Here is a 16756-nt window from a genome sequence, read left to right on the forward strand (position 1 = left end):
TTGGCGAATCTTAAAATTAATCATGAAACGCTTTTTCTTATTGTTGCAGCTTCTGCTGCCAATCATTTCTCTTGCCCAATCTAATTTTAAAAAAGGCTTTATTATCAATAATAATAAAGATACTATTTCCGGATTTATAGATTATCGAGAACAAATTAATAACCCGGTTTCGATAAATTTTAAAAGGACTGTTAACGGTGAAGCTGATGTTTTTGGTTTAAAGGATCTTTTAGGTTTTGAGGTTGAGGGTATGGTTAACTTTAAAAAATATGTAGTAACCATAAGTTTAAGTAAAACCAACAGAGAAGATTTATCAGTCGGCATAGATACATCTAATAAAATTGATGCAGTTTTTTTAAAGGTTTTACAAAGCGGAGAAAATATTACTCTGTTTTCTTATCAGGATAATATTAAACTTAGGTATTATGTGTTAGAAAAAGGCAATTTAACACCTGTGGAGTTAATCAGAAATATATATTACGATCCACAGAATAATTCAGTAACCTTAGTTCAGAACAAGTACATTAGTCAGATACAAGAACTTTTAAGAAGATTTAATCTTACCAGGAGTGAAAGTGAATTAAAGGGTTTTAAATTTTATAACAATGATCTGATAAAAATGGCAACTTTTATCAATAATAAAAGTCAGGAAAAAGCTAAATTTTCATCAGCCCGTTTTTTTGCCGGTGCCGGTGTAAGCATCAGTCAGGCTCGGTACAAAGGAGCCAACGAACTTAACAGTACAGATGCAAGAGGTAACACCTCAATAATGCCTATGGCAAGTGTAGGCATTGATTTGTTTTTTAACCCAGCCGTTAGAAAATTGATTTTTAGAACGGAATTGTCATTTCTAACGGGTAAGTATAATTTATCTGTTACTTCTGAAGAAGCAGCAAAGGCATTGATTACACACGAATTTAATCAGTCTGTAATTAATCTTACACCACAGTTGATTTATAATTTTTACAATACCGATAAGATCAAAGTTTTTGGTGGTATTGGTTTGGGACTTAATCTAGCTTCTTACAATAAAAATCAGAGAACTCGTTTTAACGCCTTAAATGGAGAAACATTCAGTATGGAAGAAGTTAAACTGGAAAAATTTTACTTCTCTTTTCCAATTAATTTAGGGGTAGTAGTAAATAAAAGAGTTGAGTTTCTGCTTGGAGCTTCTGTACCAGAAGCAATCAGTGATTATCTTGGCTTTAAGGTAGAAATTAAAAGATACAAATTGGGTGTGAGGTATCTTTTTGGGAAAAATTAGTATTTTCTAGAATAACATTATTGTTTTATTTAGTTGAAAAAATGAAATACAATATCTTTATTAATTGCATCCTATCCTGCTTATTCCTAATCGTAGCCTCTTGTAAAAAAGAACCGATAGATGATTTCAAAAGCAAAATTATTGGCGAATGGAAATATGAGAAACTGGTTGAAAAGAATTATGATTATACGGGTAAATTGTTGAATGAAAGATATTTTGCTACAACAAGGGGCGAATATTATCATTTTAAGAAAGATGGGACAGCAATTCAATATTTTGACCAGATTTCAGACAACACTTATAAAATCACTTCAGATACTAGATTTGAACTAAATACGGGGCTTGTTAATCCATGTAGATTGGTGAGTATTGATAAAAAATCTTTTGTTTTCGTTGTTGAAGGACCGAGAAGAGAAAAGGCTGACTATATAGAATACACTCATTTCTTAATCAAATAGGCAATTATTTTATAATAGCCTTCAATTCATGTCTGTATTCCGAAGCGCTTTTACCCGTAAATTCCTTAAATAATTTATTAAAATGGCTAAAATTGTTAAAACCGCTTTCGTAAGAGATATTGGCGATGCTGATTGGTTTTTCGGCCAAAAGTTTGGAAGCATGTACCACACGGTATTCGTTGACAAAATGAGTAAAGGTTTTCTTGGTGATTTTTTTAAAATAACGGCAAAATGAAGGAACCGTCATACTCGACATTTCTGCGACATGTTGTAAACTGATCTGTTCCTGGAAATGATCTTTCACATAGTTGAAAATCATATTGATGCGATCGTTATCCTGCACCTCCATTTCCATCGAAAAACCATCAGCATTTAAAATTTTATAATCGTTGGCCAGTTCGAGTTCCTTTAAAACACTCAATAAAGTTAAAAGCCTCTCAAAAGGCGCCTGATCATCCATCATTTCTATCCTGTCGCCGACCAAATTCATGGTTTCGCTGCCAAAAGCGATCCCATCTTTCGCCTTATCAAATAATTCGTGGATACCTTTAATTTCCTGCAGACCTAAAAAAGTACTGCCCAAAAAATCCGGCTTCATCTGGATTACCGTTTCGTTTTTGTTCCCGGTGTTGGTATCAGTAAAACCGCAATGGGGCAGGTTGCTGCCGATCAGGATCAGATCGCCATCGGTATAATAAGAAACGTGACTGCCGATCTGCCTTTTGCCGGCGCCGCCATTTACAAATACCATTTCGATTTCCGGGTGGTAATGCCAGAGATGCGCCATATTATTGGCATTTTCTACATATTTTGAATAATAGAACGAACTCCCGAAAGAGGGTTCGACAACCTCGAAACTTGGTTTCATTATTTGCTGAATTATGTTTCTAATTTACATAAAAAATATGCTTTATTATAACTTTTGATAGAATCGCTGTTGAATTGGGGTAATATAGCATAGAAAGTGGAAAATATGCAACTAACTATACGCAAATTACCTTCTTACCTTAGTACCATCATATAATGATTAACTCTTTAAAAATATTGGTTATGAAAAAGTTCTTAAAAATCGGTTTAATGGCAGCGTTATTTTTTACTGCTACGGGTGTTCACGCTAACGATGATGATTTTACATTAAAGGTAAGAGGCGAAAAAGAAAAATATATCCGTTTTACTGCTGACAAAGCAGAAAATGTGAATTTATCACTCCTGGGTTCAGGTGATGAGGTTTTGTTTGAAGAAAACATTCACGCTACAGCATTCTCAAGCAAGGTTTATGATTTAAATGCACTTCCTGATGGAAAATATGTACTTAAAGTAGAGTCTGATTTAAAACTGGCTAAATATACCGTGACCATTAAAGATGGTGAGGCTATTGTTTCTGAACCAAAAATCTCTAACATCTTTAAACCTGTTTATACTCAAAAAGATCAGGTAGTTACGCTTAACCTTGAAAATTTAGATAAAAGCCCAATCGAAGTTAAAGTATACAACGAATACAATGATGAAGTTTACAACGAGGTTTTCAAAGATAAAGAGCAGTTGACTAAAAAATTCAATATTAGCAAAACGGATTCAAGAGAGTTAACTTTCGTGGTTAAATTTAAAGATGAGTCTTTCGTTAAAACGATACAAACTTACTAACAACAACAGCTAATTGATATAGGGGGATTGTCTTGATAGATAATTCCCCTTTTTTTATGTAAGATGGATGAGGTAAGACGGATAATGTGATATCCAAAGTTTTCAATTTCCATCATCCGTTTTCCATCTTCCATTTTCAAACACCCATCTTCCATTTCACCTTTCCCATCTCACATTATAAAATGTAACTAATCCTTTGATTTAAAGAAAAATATTGTTACTTTTGCATCCCCGTAATATACCTCGGGATTAAAAAATTAAAAACTTAATTAATAACAATGAATCAGTACGAAACTGTTATCGTTCTAACCCCGTTGTTATCAGAAGAGGCTGCAAAAGAGGCATTAGCCAAATTTAAAGCAGTTCTTACTGACAACAGTGCCGAAATTATCCAGGAAGATAATTGGGGTTTGAGAAAATTAGCGTATCCAATTGATAAAAAATCAAACGGATTCTTCAGCTTAACTGAATATAAAGCTTCAGGAGATTTGATCGCAAAATTAGAGCTTGAATTAAAACGCGATGAGCGTGTGTTACGTTTCTTAACTATCCGTTTAGACAAACACGCAATTGCTTACAATGAGAAAAAGCGTAGTGGTGCTTTTAACAAAAAAACTAAGGAGGTTGCAGCGTAATGGCAAGAGAACAAATTCAATACGTAACTGCCCCTAAAGTAGAGGATAACCGTAAAAAATATTGCCGTTTCAAGAAAAACGGAATTAAATACATCGATTACAAGGATGCAAATTTCTTGTTGAAATTTATTAACGATCAAGGTAAATTATTACCACGCCGTTTAACTGGTACTTCGTTAAAATTCCAACGTAAAGTGGCTCAGGCAGTTAAACGTGCCCGTCATATCGGTTTGTTACCTTTCGTTGCTGATCAATTAAAATAGGAGGCTAGAGATATGGAAATTATTTTAAAACAAGATATTAAAGGCCTTGGTGAGAAAGATGATGTAGTTACAGTAAAGCCAGGTTATGGCCGTAACTATTTAATCCCTCAAGGATTTGGAGCATTAGCTACTTCTTCTGCTAAAAAAGTTTTAGCTGAAAATTTAAAGCAAGCTGCTTTTAAACAAGATAAAATTAAGAAAGATGCTGAAGGTGTTGCTGAGCGTTTAACTGATGTTAAACTTTCAATCGGTGCTAAAGCTGGCGAAAGCGGAAAAATCTTTGGAGCGGTTAACACCATCCAGATTGCTGAAGCATTAAAAGCGCAAGGCTTTGATGTTGACCGTCGTCGTATCACTTTCGAAACTGAACCTAAATTTGTTGGCGAATATGTTGCTAACTTAAACTTACACAAAGAAGTTAAAGTTCAGGTTCCTTTCGAAGTAATTGCTGAATAAGCATTCTTTAAAGAATCAATAAAAAGTCCCGATGAAAATCGGGACTTTTTTTATGGAAAATGGATAAGGTACGATGGATGATGTTGTGATTTACAGAGACTGATTTATTAACCATTCAGCATATTCTGCTATGCGCGTTCCCAGATAGTACGGAAGATTTAGCAAGAGATATGGCTTGCCAGTTGGAGTAATTGTTTTTTCTAATTTAAATTCACCACCATATACCCTAATGGCAAAAGGATGCGCTGATGCATCTATAAATTGATGAAGTGATCTTAAGCTTCCTGTACTGCCTGATTTGATTTCTATTGGTATTACTATTTTTTTATAAGCATAAATTAAATCAACTTCTGCATCAGACTGTTTTTTATCCCTTACCCAAAAATTAGGCTTATGTGAGGATATATGCTCTGTCGAGATCAATTCCTGGGTTAATAGATGTGGTATAACCGCACCTTTATAAGCCGTGCTCAAATCATCAAGCGCGAGCATTTCGCCCTGTATACCCAAGGAGTAGTTGATTAATCCTGTGTCTAAAAATTGTAGCCTGGGTGATTTTTTTAAATCAGGAATAATTGGCACTTCGGTATCGGTAGATGGGTATATTAACCTGATAATTTTTGCATCGTCCAATATCCTAAAAGCTTCGCCAACCTCTCTCGATTTATAGTTCGAATTGCCAAAGCCTTGAAATACTACACGCTTATCGAGGAAAAGGTGGGCACTGCCTATAATATGATTGATTGTTCTTCTTGCTGTATCGTTTTGGGTGTATTTCTCGATGTCGTTTTTATAGGTTGCCCAAATGCTTTCATAAACAATCGGCAAATCGGAGAGGCTGTGCTCTTCTATGTCGGTTTTAACTACCTCTGGCATACCTCCGATAATTGCATACCGATGAAAAGCTTTTAACAATAATTTGTGTGCAACATTTTTTACCGGAGTTTGAAGCAGATACTTTAATAAATCATTTTTTTGATTAGCCTGAAGGTATTCTTGAAAATTTAAAGGATACAGATATAAAAATTCAACCCTGCCAACCGGAAAACTTGCTACCTTTTGCAGTATAAACTCTAAAAGCGAGCCGGCACTGATCACATGTAATTCGGGAATTTCTTCATAAAAGTACCTTAGCATTTGGATTGCTTTTGCACTTTCCTGGATTTCGTCAATAAATAGTAGTGTTTCGTTTATTTTATCTGATTGAAGGTCATGGCCCAGGAACAGCGCTTCAATAATGCTTTGTACGTCGTCAAAATCATCAAAATACTGACGATGTGCAGATTTCTCCAGATTTAGAAAAATAGCAGTAGGATAGCTTTTTGCAAAATCTTTTATCAGCGTTGTCTTTCCAACTTGACGTGCCCCTCGGATGATTAGAGGTTTCCTGTTTTTGCTGTTTTTCCATTGAATTAAACTGTTTTCAATGGATCGTTTAAATGTCATTTTCAGTGATATTGTAACAAAGTCAGCCCAAATATACTAAAACTTTGTAACAAAGTCAGGGCATATTCTGATAAATATTGTAACAAAGTCAGGTCATGTTGTTTTATTGATAATATTTTGTAACTCAGAATAGTTTCTGATGCATTAAATTCGGATAATCTCTGGGAAATCATTATTGATCTTCCAAAGGTATAGATGGATAATGAAATTGGGTTAGCCCATCTTCCTTTATCCATCTCACATCTTCCATCCTTACTATCCTTTCGGCGTTGTTGGTCTGATTTCTACTTTGCTTGGTAGTGTTCTTGCTGGCATGGCCAGTAAATCAACAATCAGTTTTCCCATATCTTCCGGCTGGATTTTCCAGGCGTCGCTTTCGTTATCCGGTTGGTGATCGTTAAAATGGCTCGCTACCGAACCTGGCATAATGGTACTCACTTTTACGCCATATTTTCTTAAATCGAGCATTACCGATTGTGTAAATCCTGTTAAACCAAATTTACTCGCGTTATAGGCAGAGCCTCCTGCAAAAAAGTTGGTGCCTGCCAAACTCGAAATGGTAAAAATATGTCCTTTGCTCTTTTTAATTTCATTTACCGATGCTTTAATGCTGTAAAAAACACCTGTTAAATTGGTATCTATCGTTTCTTTCCATAAATCAACGCTCAATTCATCGATCGGTGCGAAATGTCCAACGCCTGCATTGGCAATCAGTACATCCAATTGTCCCCATTTTTCGATAATCAGGTTAATGGCTTCCTGTTGAGAATTAAAATCTGCAACATTGGCTTCAATGGCCAGTACATCTCCATAAGCCACCAGGTTGGAGGCGGCCTGGTTTGCGCTATCTATTGTTCTGCTCGTAATGGCAACTTTATAACCGTCTTTTAAAAGGGCCTCGGCAATACCGAAACCGATTCCTTTACTTCCTCCTGTAATTAATGCAACTTTCATGTTCTTGTAACGTATGATATCGAAAAATGTTTATTTTGATTTTTTCTTGTTGTGATCTGGCAGTTCCATGATCTGGATATCTTTAAAATCTACGGGCTGACCTTCACTTTGCAAAGCGATAAATCCTGCTGTAAGTGCTTTACCGTCAATTTTGATTTTAGGATCGTAGCGGTTGGCTACTCCGCCACCAATCTGTGGTTTACTATATTGTAAAACCGTATCGCCGTTGATGATGTGCGTAACCAGTGAGTCGCCCATTACAATCAGTTCAGCAGATACCCATTGGTCACCATCGTATGTTTTTGATTTAGAATCTAAACAATGACCATCATATAGCTTTCCCTGATAGAAAATATCTGTACCCGGAGAACACATGTTACCCGTTGGCCGCGGCCTGCCGTCGCTTAAGCCACCCAAAAGCTGCATCTCGATAGAAATTGGCCAATCCTGCTCTTTTGGCATCGTTTTAGGGTCTTGCGAATGGAACATTACACCGCTATTGCGCAGCGTGTAACTTGGAGCACCTTTTTGCAGTTCGCCAACAAAGCGGTATTTCAGTTTGAGGCGATAATAAGAAAAAGGTGTTTTGTAATAAAGATGGCCAAACTGATCATTAAAATCGCCATATTGATCATAACGTACCTGTATTATACCATCAACCACCCTGAAAGTGTTTCCATAATTCACATTATAATCATGGTGATGGATTTTTACATTCCAATCTTTAATATCTTTTCCGTTAAAAAGTGTAACCCACTTTTCTGAATTGTTATTGATGTTTTTGGTGGTGCTACAGCCCCATAAAGTTAGGGCGAAAAGTAGATAGCTTAGTTTTTTCATTTGGTTAAAGTTGATTTCCGGTATCTGTGTTAGTTCTTTAATTGGTCAATCATAAATTTTATTTATCGCTTAGGCTTCTTAATAATTTTACAGCAATTACCGCTATTGTCCATAAAGTTAGATAAGTGTATTCCATTTTCCTTTATATCTGCTTTTATTGCGAGTAAACTATCGAATTTGACCATACCATTTCTGATTTCATAAAATTCGGATGGGTTATAGTAAATAGAATCGGGATGCTCAGGAACCTCAGTAAGGTCGAAACCACCGTATTCGAGAAACCCGTCGTGATCAATGTCGGTAAATGGAGCTGGCCCGCCTCCCTGATTTTTGTCGTTATATACACAGTCTGCAATAAATGTTACTTTGTTATCTTTGGTAATCGAGTAAGCAGTAATGTAATTGAAATTAGGGCTTCCATCGTTTTCCAAAAATAGCAGCAACTTGCCTTTGCTTTTAATAACCCTGTTGTATTTACTTTCGTAAATAAAGTAATGTGTGGTATCTAAATAAATTTGCTTGCCGTTAAGAAATATCGCCTCGTGGTAACGATCGTAATCCTTACTATCAAAATATACTCTTTTTATTCGGATACTATCAGTGCCATCTATTTTAATGGTGAGTGGGTTATAAACAATATCTATTTTATTAGAATTGGGTAATTTATTGTTGATTACTGAAGCTGTTGGGGGAACCTTTTGTTGTTCCATTGGTTTTGGATTTCTGCATGCAATGAAGCAGAAGGATAATACAAGGGCGAAAATCAGTCTTATCATAAAACTAAGATATAAAAATGAAGGAGCATTAATTTACATTCTGTTTTTTGATACCAAAAAATCATAATTTTCCATCATCCATTTTACGTTTTACACTTTTTGACCATTAAGGAGTTAAGGACATTAAGATTTAGCGACATATTTCTGGACGATTACTATTTGTTATTGAAAATTGATTATTGGTAATTATTTTATCATTGGTGATTCCCATCATCCATTTTCCATGTAAGATTTCACATCTTCCATCCCTTTAATTAACTTTGGCGCATGGCAAAAACCCGGACAACCAGAACAAAAAGCAAAGCAAAACATCCACTTTTAAAAAAGATCACCAATATTGCAACAAAGGTATTTTTATATTTTTTGCTGGTTTCTGTGTTTTGGGTTATTGCATTGCGGTTTATTAATCCTCCAATCACACTTTTAATGGTGTTACGCAATATTGAGCGTAAAGCTGATGGCAAGCCTTTTAAAACGGAGAAAAAATGGGTGAAGTTTGATGATATGTCTGATAATATGAAAAGGGCAGCAGTATCGGCTGAAGATCAGCTCTTTTTAAAGCATATCGGCTTTGATATGAAAGCCATTGAAAAAGCTTTTGCCAGCAACGCTAAAGGAAAGAAAGTAAAGGGTGGAAGTACGATTTCACAACAGACCGCGAAAAATGTTTTTTTGTGGCCAGGGCGGTCATGGATCAGGAAAGGTTTTGAGGCTTATTTTACACTTTTGATTGAGCTCTTCTGGAGCAAAGAAAGAATTTTAGAGGTGTATTTAAATGTAATTGAAATGGGCGACGGCATTTATGGTGCAGAAGCCGCTTCGCAGGAGTATTATGGTAAATCTTGTACTAAATTAACCAAGAAACAGGCTGCTTTGATTGCCTCCTGCTTCCCAAATCCAAGAAGATGGACGCCTAAAAACGCCACACCTTACATCAGGCACCGCCAATATCTGATTTTAAGAAATATGAACAGGTTGGGACCGTTGGATTTTTAATGTAAGATGTTTAATGTGAAATGGCTAATGGAAGCACAGTTTCCTTCCATCATCCATCTTACATTTTCCGTCTATTAATCGTGATCTTTGTTCCACCTAATCTTAATCCCGCCTTTTTCGTCATCTACGGCTTTTAAATGGAGTACAATGCCTCGCATACGGGCTTCTCTTTTTTCTGCCTTAGTCAGGTTTTCGTCGCCTTTAGGATTTCTTAAAGGAATATCCATGGCCACATTTGTACCGGTACCCAAAGCATAGGTGCCTTTAACATTAAAGTTTAAAGCACTAGAATTTATCTGCATTGGGCTGATTTCGACTTTATCCCCTCTGATATTTAGCGTTCCATCCAGGTTTTTGATTTCTACGTTTGATAAGTTCCGGTTTGCGAAGGCAAATTTTCCAACTTTTACCATTGGGTCAAAATTAACAAGGGCGGCATTGTTCAGGTTAAATACCACTTTGCCATTTATTGATCGTGGAAGAATTTTTCCGGTGTGTGATATGCGTCCCGAAATGTTGACCAGCGAAGAAAGATAACCTTTTAAATTTTTGTTGGTAATGGTTTTCTGTCCGAAATTATCGAAAGAGTAAAAGAAATCTTTAACGCTAACATGGCTAATTTTCGAATTGATTTTAAAGCTGTTTGAAGCAGCTTCCTGCATAATGTTCCCATCTAGCGATAGTTGCCCTCCTGCGTGGGCTACACTGATTTTATTAAAAAATATACCACCTCCACGTAATGAAATATCTGCATCAAGGTTGTTGGCGGTAAAATTATCGTAAATGGCTTTATCAACTGTTAAGCGGATGTTCATTTTAGAAAGTTCGAGTACATTACTCAATTCTTTAGAAACCACGCGTTTATTTCCGCTTGGTTTAGGCTTGTTGCTTGACCTCGGACCTAAAAAGGGTAAAAATTCCTTTAAATAAAGCTGTGGGCTCGACATTTTTAAATTCACCAGTATTTTATCAGGCGCGGTATAATATAAATTGGCAAAATTGGCAATGCTGCAGCTTACATTCAGCTCGCTTTTACCCAGTTGGAAGTGCCCGTTCTGGATGGATAAATCATTCTGGTTAAAGTTAATGTTTAAAGCACTTTTTACTAAATGAAGTTTTCTGGGAATATATAGGATATCGGCATCTGCAATCTGTATTTTGCCTGAAACTACTGGTTTGGTGAATCTGAAATTATCGATATCGGCCTGGCAATACAACCTTAGATTAGCCGTTCCGTTTTTAAATTCGAAATCATTTGTACCTAAAGAATTATTTAAGTTGGATAAAGGAAATTGCGAAGTAACCAATCCCGTCGCAATTGGCCGGGCGAGGTTATTTACCGTAAAAGTGTCTATTTTAAGCGGTGCGTTGAAGTATTTGGCGGTGAGTTTATGAAATTTGATGGAAGAATTCTCATCACCAATAATACCGCCAGCGGTATCCCGGTTGGTGAAAGATCCGTCAAAGTTACAGGCCGTTAATTTACCTGCCGGAATAGAAACGATATTGTCACGCACTTTAATGCCTACTTTGATCAAAGGATCACCGTATTTTCCTGATCCATCATCGATGATGTTCCCTCGGATGTCGATTGGTTTTTCGATACCAAACTTTAAGAGTTTAGATGAAATATTAGGCGATAGCAGTAAGGCTACATCCCTGAATAAAATATCATCAACGGCAATGCTAATGGCAAAAGCAGATTTAGCCAGGTCTATTTTTGCGCCTATTTTAAAAGGATGACCACCAATATTTAAAACTTCAGGTTTTAAAATTACCGCATCCAAATCACGGCTATAATGTGCCAGTAAGGTTCCATCCAGGGTTTTGTCTTTTAAAAAGCTTCCCTTCCGGGTATTAAAAGCGAAATTGTTTACCTTGGTTTTTAATTTTATTTTGCCCGTCCAGCCGCTATCCGGGTATTCCATTCTGCCCTGGATCTGATCGATATCAAAGTTGAAAAGTTTAAACCTCTTTTTGTTATCGAGTATCAAACTCACTTTATTGAAATCTATTTTCTTTACCTCCAGCGCGGACGATTTTGGTGATGATTTTTTATCGGTTTTGGGTTTGCTCTTAAAAATACTGGTATTGCTATATCCTGTAGAATCAGTGTATATATAGATGGAGGCATTATTTATGGCTATCTGTTTAATATTGATATTACCTACAATAAGCGATAGCACGTTTAATGATACGTCGATATCCTGCGCCTTTAACAGATCGTGTTTATGCTGCGCCCATAGGCTATCCCTTAATAAAACGCCATTTAGCGATACAGAAACACCCGGAAAGCTTTTAAGAAGCGTTGGCTCCATGCTGGTAGCCGTAATCTGCCCGTTTAAATTTTTGTTCAGTTGCGAGAGGATAGAAGCCAGCACTTCTTTCTTATTTCGGCTAATGTAAAATGCACCCGCCAGCCAGGTTAATATAATCAGGACAACTAAAACCGATACGATTTTTAAAGAGATTTTGAGCCAGCGCTTCATACACATTATTTGATTTAACCAATATAATGTTTTTTAAAGGCTAATTGTTTGATTAGTAAAGAAAAATATCAGTATTAGGTGAGGTAGCTTTTTAAAAATTATTTATTTTAAAAGTAATTCGAGGTCGGGATGGTATTGTGAAGTTAAGAAATGCGTGATGGTGAAATCGGCGAGGCGGTGTTTGTAAAAAGGGTCTTCCATCAGTATTTTCTTTAAGGATTCCTCATCCTTGGCCAGTGCTAAAATAATTCCGCCGGTACGTGGCACTTTTCTGCCAGAGGCAACAAAAACGTTCTGTTCGTAATATTTTTTAAGGTACTGAACGTGCGCCTCCATGTGCCCGTCCAGTTCTTCCAATGGAACAATATATTTAAGATCTACAATAAACATAATGCTTATAATAAATGGGCAAAAACGGTAGAGTGCCAGCTATTTTGAAAAGGAACTTCCCATTTGGTTTCCAGTTCAGCCAAATTTTGAACCATGTTGTTAAATACAATGGTTTCCGGAGTGATCTGTTTAATATTTACCAGGGTTTCGAAATCTTCTTTACTGTTGACCACCACTTCTCCATTTACTTTGTAGGCCATATTAAAGCGGTTAAAAAGATCGACATGATATTCCTGTTCAATTTCCTTAATCAACCGCACAGAACTATCGATAGAGCATCCGGTTACGCCGGCCTGGCTTTCATCAACAGTAAGGATAATAAAAAAGCCATAACGGATTTCTGCTTTTGCCAGCAGTTCGTTTCCGTGTGCTTTCCACTGGTTGGTAAAACTAGCTAATTTGTTCAGGATCTCATTTTCTTCGTTAGAAGTAAACTTGCGATCACTTTGGTATATCCAAACTCTTGATTGTGGAGAAAAACTCATATACAAATTTATGATTTTAATTAATTTGCTGCATTAAAAACGCTAACCTGATGAAAAAGTTTACACTCTGCTTGAAAATATCCCTTGTTTCGGCTTTTTGTGTGTTTTTATACGCTTTTTCCGATCCCGAAACCCTCGAACAGTATGCAGGTTATCTGCAAAAATCTTTTACCGATCATTACGATTCCAGTCAGGAAAATGGCCAGGTAAAGCGTTATGAACTAAATGTTACCAACAATGGCTTTTGCCGTTACAAGCGTTATTTTAATAACGGTAAAACAGAGTATTTCGCATTTAAGCTGGCTAAATTTAAAGATATGGATTATTATGGAACTACCAATGCGGGTAAATTATATATCCATACCAAAGGTGACGATGTAATTGTGCAGACATATAAAGATAGGGGAGGAGATGTAGACTCGATGGCCACGCAGATCATCATCCCGGTAAAAAATATGGAGGCTGAAGATTTAAACCAGATTAGGGATAACCTCGAAAAAATATGCGCCCAGCCCCAGCCTGTTAAAGCGCAGGAACAATAACATCTGTTTCATATTCAGTGTTATACTGGATAACTAAAATTTTGGGGATTGGGTTAAAACACTTATCTTAAGTCGTATTTTAAACAATCTCATCTTGAAACGTAGAAACTTTATTTATTTAACTGGTGTAGGTGCTGCTGCGGCCATGCTTCCTGCCATTCCAGTTTTCGGGAAAGAGATTTCCCCCGAGCAGGCGCTAACCTATGTCGATCCTGCTGCAAAGAAAATTATGTCTGATGTAGCCCTGAATGCAGCGCGGTCAAAAGGTGCAACCTATACCGATGTGCGCGTGGGCAGGTACCTCAACCAATATGTGGTTACCCGCGAAGATAAGGTTCAGAATATTGTAAATACGGAATCTTATGGCATTGGCATCAGGGTAATTGCTAATGGGAGCTGGGGTTTCGCTGCCACAGATAAAATGGACAAAGATAGCATTGCTAAGGCCGCAGAACTGGCCGTAACCATTGCCAAAGAAAATGCCCGTTTATTACGCGAACCCGTACAGCTGGCCCCTCAAAAAGGATACGGAGAAGTAAGCTGGAAGGCACCCATTGAGAAAAATACATTTGAAGTACCGGTAAAGGAAAAAGTAGACCTGTTGCTTGCTGTAAACGATGCAGCCATGAAAGGCGGGGCAGACTACATTAACTCCATTCTGTTTGCCGTTAATGAGCAAAAATATTTTGCTTCTACCGATGGCTCTTATATCGATCAGGATATTCACAGGATATGGCCAACGTTTTTTATCACCAAAATTGATAAGGCAACAGGCAAGTTCGAAACCAGGAATGCATTAAGTGCACCTACGGGCAAGGGCTACGAATACCTGGACGCCAGACCGCAGGATAAAATACAAACGGCATCGGGTACGCTTTATAAAGGCAGGTACGATATGCTTGAGGATGCTAAACAGGCTGCCAGACAGGTAGGCGAAAAAATGAAAGCCAAAACGGTAGAGCCTGGTAAGTATGACCTGGTGTTAGATCCTTCGCACTTGTGGTTAACCATACACGAATCATGCGGGCACCCTACAGAGCTCGACCGTGTATTGGGTTATGAGGCCAATTACGCAGGTACAAGCTTCCTTACTTTGGATAAATGGGAGTCTAAAAAATTCAATTACGGTAGCAAAGAAGTAAATATTACGGCCGATAAAACAGAGGTAGGCTCGTTAGGCGCTGTGGGTTATGATGATGAAGGCGTTAAATGTGGAAAATGGGATGTAATTAAAGATGGTATATTGGTAAATTATCAGGCCATCAGGGATCAGGCACATATTTTAGGACTAAAAAGCTCTCAGGGCTGCTGTTATGCCGATAACTGGAGCAGTGTTCAGTTTCAGCGTATGGCCAACATTTCCTTACAGCCGGGTAAAGCCAAACTCAGTATAGCCGACCAGATCAAAAATGTAGAAAAAGGAATTTACATCGTGGGTGATGGATCATTCTCTATTGATCAGCAGCGTTACAATTTTCAGTTCGGAGGTCAGCTCTATTACGAAATCAAAGATGGTAAAATTATAGGTATGCTTAAGGATGTTGCCTATCAGGCCAATACCCAGGAGTTCTGGAATTCGTGCGCAGCCATCTGCGATGAAAGCGACTACCGTTTAGGCGGTTCGTTTTTTGATGGCAAGGGGCAGCCGGGCCAGGTAAGTGCTGTATCGCATGGATCGGCAACTGCACGTTTTAATAAAGTTAATGTGATCAATACCGCTAGAAAAATCTGATAGAAATTATGCCAATCTTAACAAAAGCAGAAGCAAAGGCACTTTTAACTAAAGTACTTGCTTACTCAAAAGCAGAACAATGCGAAGTAAACTTAAATTGCTCGGATAGTGGAAACTTAAGGTATGCCAGAAACGCGGTTTCTACCAGTGGTGGGATCAGTTCTAACAGCCTTGTAGTGAGTTCTGCCTTCGGAAAAAAACTGGGCACCGCTACCATAAATGAATTTGACGATGCTTCTTTAGAAAAAGTAGTACGCAGGGCAGAAGAACTTGCACAGCTGGCGCCAGAAAATCCTGAATTTATGCCTTTTCTCGGTCCACAGGAATACGGAGCTGAATCTCCAACCTTTTCTCCAGCTACTGCAGCCGTTACGCCAAAAGATAGGGCAGATGCGGTACAGGCCAGTTTAAAAGAGGCTATGGATGCAAAATTGAATGCTGCAGGTTTCTTGTCTAACAGCGTGGGTTGTTCGGCAATGATGAACAGTAAGGGCTTATTTGCTTACAATACCTCAACTGATGTGGCTTTTAATATTACCGTTAGAACCGACGATGGTAAAGGCTCGGGTTATGCCACAAGGGGATATAATGATTTTAGTAAACTTAATGCAAAAGCCGATACAGCTATTGCTGCAAAAAAAGCAATGTCATCGTTAACGGCCAAAGCAATAGAACCTGGAAAATACACCGTTATTTTAGAGCCAACTGCGGTAGCTGTAATGCTCGAAAACTTATTCTATTCGCTCGATGCCAGGCAGGCTGATGAAGGCAGGAGTTTTATGAGCAAAACCGGTGGTAAAACCAAGGTTGGGGAGCAACTGGTAGATGAACGCGTCAATATTTACTCTGATCCATGGAATCCCGAATTGCCCACTGCTACATGGTCTGGTGATGGCAGGCCGCAGCAAAAGATAAACTGGGTAGAAAAAGGTGTGGTTAAAAATCTGTATAGCTCAAGGTATTGGGCGCAAAAAACCGGAATTAAACCTATACCCACACCGGGCGGTATGATTATGCAGGGTGGAACCAAAAGTCTGGAAGAATTGATCAAAGGAACCGAAAAGGGCATTTTAGTAACCCGCTTGTGGTATATCCGTACGGTTGACCCGCAAACACTGTTGCTAACGGGTTTAACAAGGGACGGTACTTTTTATATCGAAAATGGTGAAATTAAATTTCCGGTGAAGAATTTCCGTTTTAATGAAAGTCCGATCATTATGTTAAATAATTTAGATGAAATTGGGATAACGGAGCGGACGGTAAGTGCCGAATCTGAAGCAAACTACCTGCTGCCACCTTTAAGGATCAGGGATTTTACCTTTACTTCCTTATCTGATGCGGTGTAGAAGATAAAATAAAAAAAAATGGCCTGAGTATAATTATGAT

18 protein-coding genes are annotated in these 16756 nt (G+C 37.7%); 10 read left to right on the top strand and 8 right to left on the bottom strand.

What is annotated here, in order from left to right; all coding sequences use genetic code 11:
- Positions 1-22 precede the first annotated feature (22 nt).
- Both H9L23_RS03315 and H9L23_RS03320 read left to right on the top strand, forming a co-directional pair.
- Positions 23-1264 carry an outer membrane beta-barrel protein gene (locus tag H9L23_RS03315; protein ID WP_187593662.1) on the top strand — a complete coding sequence of 414 codons (1242 nt, stop codon included), beginning with the start codon at positions 23-25 and terminating at the stop codon, positions 1262-1264.
- Between the two features lie 41 nt (positions 1265-1305).
- Complete coding sequence (locus tag H9L23_RS03320; RefSeq protein ID WP_187593663.1) at positions 1306-1722, top strand: hypothetical protein; 417 nt, start codon at positions 1306-1308, stop codon at positions 1720-1722.
- A 4-nt stretch (positions 1723-1726) separates the two neighbouring features.
- Here the strand turns inward: H9L23_RS03320 and H9L23_RS03325 are convergent, their stop codons facing one another.
- Positions 1727-2590: an AraC family transcriptional regulator gene (locus H9L23_RS03325; RefSeq protein WP_187593664.1), complete on the bottom strand. Its 864-nt coding sequence runs from the start codon at positions 2588-2590 to the stop codon at positions 1727-1729.
- Positions 2591-2772: 182 nt separating this feature from the next.
- Here H9L23_RS03325 and H9L23_RS03330 point away from each other — a divergent pair, with 182 nt between their 5' ends.
- The 4 genes from H9L23_RS03330 to rplI all read left to right on the top strand — a co-directional run bounded on the left by H9L23_RS03330 (position 2773) and on the right by rplI (position 4720).
- Positions 2773-3366 (top strand): hypothetical protein, encoded by a 594-nt coding sequence (locus H9L23_RS03330; RefSeq protein ID WP_187593665.1) that lies wholly within the window; start codon positions 2773-2775, stop codon positions 3364-3366.
- Positions 3367-3644: 278 nt separating this feature from the next.
- Positions 3645-4001: a 30S ribosomal protein S6 gene (gene rpsF, locus H9L23_RS03335; protein ID WP_187593666.1), complete on the top strand. Its 357-nt coding sequence runs from the start codon at positions 3645-3647 to the stop codon at positions 3999-4001.
- Positions 4001-4264 (top strand): 30S ribosomal protein S18, encoded by a 264-nt coding sequence (gene rpsR / locus H9L23_RS03340; RefSeq protein WP_010599582.1) that lies wholly within the window; start codon positions 4001-4003, stop codon positions 4262-4264. Before rpsF ends, rpsR begins: the two co-directional genes overlap by 1 nt.
- A gap of 12 nt (positions 4265-4276) precedes the next feature.
- The gene (gene rplI, locus H9L23_RS03345) at positions 4277-4720 is read left to right on the top strand and encodes a 50S ribosomal protein L9 (protein WP_025144599.1); all 444 of its coding nucleotides are present in this window, start codon (positions 4277-4279) and stop codon (positions 4718-4720) included.
- 90 nt (positions 4721-4810) lie between these two features.
- Here rplI and H9L23_RS03350 read toward each other — a convergent pair whose 3' ends face one another.
- From H9L23_RS03350 to H9L23_RS03365, 4 genes are all read right to left on the bottom strand, one after another.
- Complete coding sequence (locus H9L23_RS03350; RefSeq protein ID WP_187593667.1) at positions 4811-6166, bottom strand: ATP-binding protein; 1356 nt, start codon at positions 6164-6166, stop codon at positions 4811-4813.
- A 255-nt stretch (positions 6167-6421) separates the two neighbouring features.
- Entirely contained in the window at positions 6422-7120 is a 699-nt protein-coding gene (locus H9L23_RS03355) for an SDR family oxidoreductase (RefSeq protein WP_187593668.1), read from the bottom strand.
- Between the two features lie 30 nt (positions 7121-7150).
- Positions 7151-7960, bottom strand: coding sequence for a 3-keto-disaccharide hydrolase (locus H9L23_RS03360; RefSeq protein ID WP_187593669.1), 810 nt, complete (start codon positions 7958-7960; stop codon positions 7151-7153).
- Between the two features lie 62 nt (positions 7961-8022).
- Positions 8023-8670, bottom strand: coding sequence for a hypothetical protein (locus tag H9L23_RS03365; RefSeq protein WP_187593670.1), 648 nt, complete (start codon positions 8668-8670; stop codon positions 8023-8025).
- 333 nt (positions 8671-9003) lie between these two features.
- Between H9L23_RS03365 and mtgA the strand changes: the two genes are divergently transcribed.
- Positions 9004-9732, top strand: coding sequence for a monofunctional biosynthetic peptidoglycan transglycosylase (gene mtgA / locus H9L23_RS03370; RefSeq protein ID WP_113948056.1), 729 nt, complete (start codon positions 9004-9006; stop codon positions 9730-9732).
- Positions 9733-9806: 74 nt separating this feature from the next.
- Here mtgA and H9L23_RS03375 read toward each other — a convergent pair whose 3' ends face one another.
- The 3 genes from H9L23_RS03375 to H9L23_RS03385 form a co-directional block, all read right to left on the bottom strand.
- Entirely contained in the window at positions 9807-12221 is a 2415-nt protein-coding gene (locus H9L23_RS03375) for an AsmA family protein (protein ID WP_187593671.1), read from the bottom strand.
- A gap of 102 nt (positions 12222-12323) precedes the next feature.
- Positions 12324-12611 (bottom strand): YciI family protein, encoded by a 288-nt coding sequence (locus H9L23_RS03380; RefSeq protein WP_187593672.1) that lies wholly within the window; start codon positions 12609-12611, stop codon positions 12324-12326.
- Positions 12612-12616: 5 nt separating this feature from the next.
- Positions 12617-13096, bottom strand: a complete 480-nt coding sequence (locus tag H9L23_RS03385; protein WP_187593673.1) for an ABC transporter ATPase — start codon at positions 13094-13096, stop codon at positions 12617-12619.
- Between the two features lie 50 nt (positions 13097-13146).
- On the opposite strand from H9L23_RS03385, the gene H9L23_RS03390 reads away from it, so the two are divergent.
- The 3 genes from H9L23_RS03390 to H9L23_RS03400 all read left to right on the top strand — a co-directional run bounded on the left by H9L23_RS03390 (position 13147) and on the right by H9L23_RS03400 (position 16716).
- The gene (locus H9L23_RS03390; protein WP_187593674.1) at positions 13147-13638 is read left to right on the top strand and encodes a hypothetical protein; all 492 of its coding nucleotides are present in this window, start codon (positions 13147-13149) and stop codon (positions 13636-13638) included.
- Positions 13639-13732: 94 nt separating this feature from the next.
- Positions 13733-15370: a TldD/PmbA family protein gene (locus H9L23_RS03395; RefSeq protein WP_187593675.1), complete on the top strand. Its 1638-nt coding sequence runs from the start codon at positions 13733-13735 to the stop codon at positions 15368-15370.
- 8 nt (positions 15371-15378) lie between these two features.
- Entirely contained in the window at positions 15379-16716 is a 1338-nt protein-coding gene (locus H9L23_RS03400; RefSeq protein WP_223191036.1) for a TldD/PmbA family protein, read from the top strand.
- The last annotated feature ends 40 nt before the right edge of the window (positions 16717-16756 follow it).

Source organism: Pedobacter roseus (assembly GCF_014395225.1).
In the GTDB taxonomy this organism is placed as follows: domain Bacteria; phylum Bacteroidota; class Bacteroidia; order Sphingobacteriales; family Sphingobacteriaceae; genus Pedobacter; species Pedobacter roseus.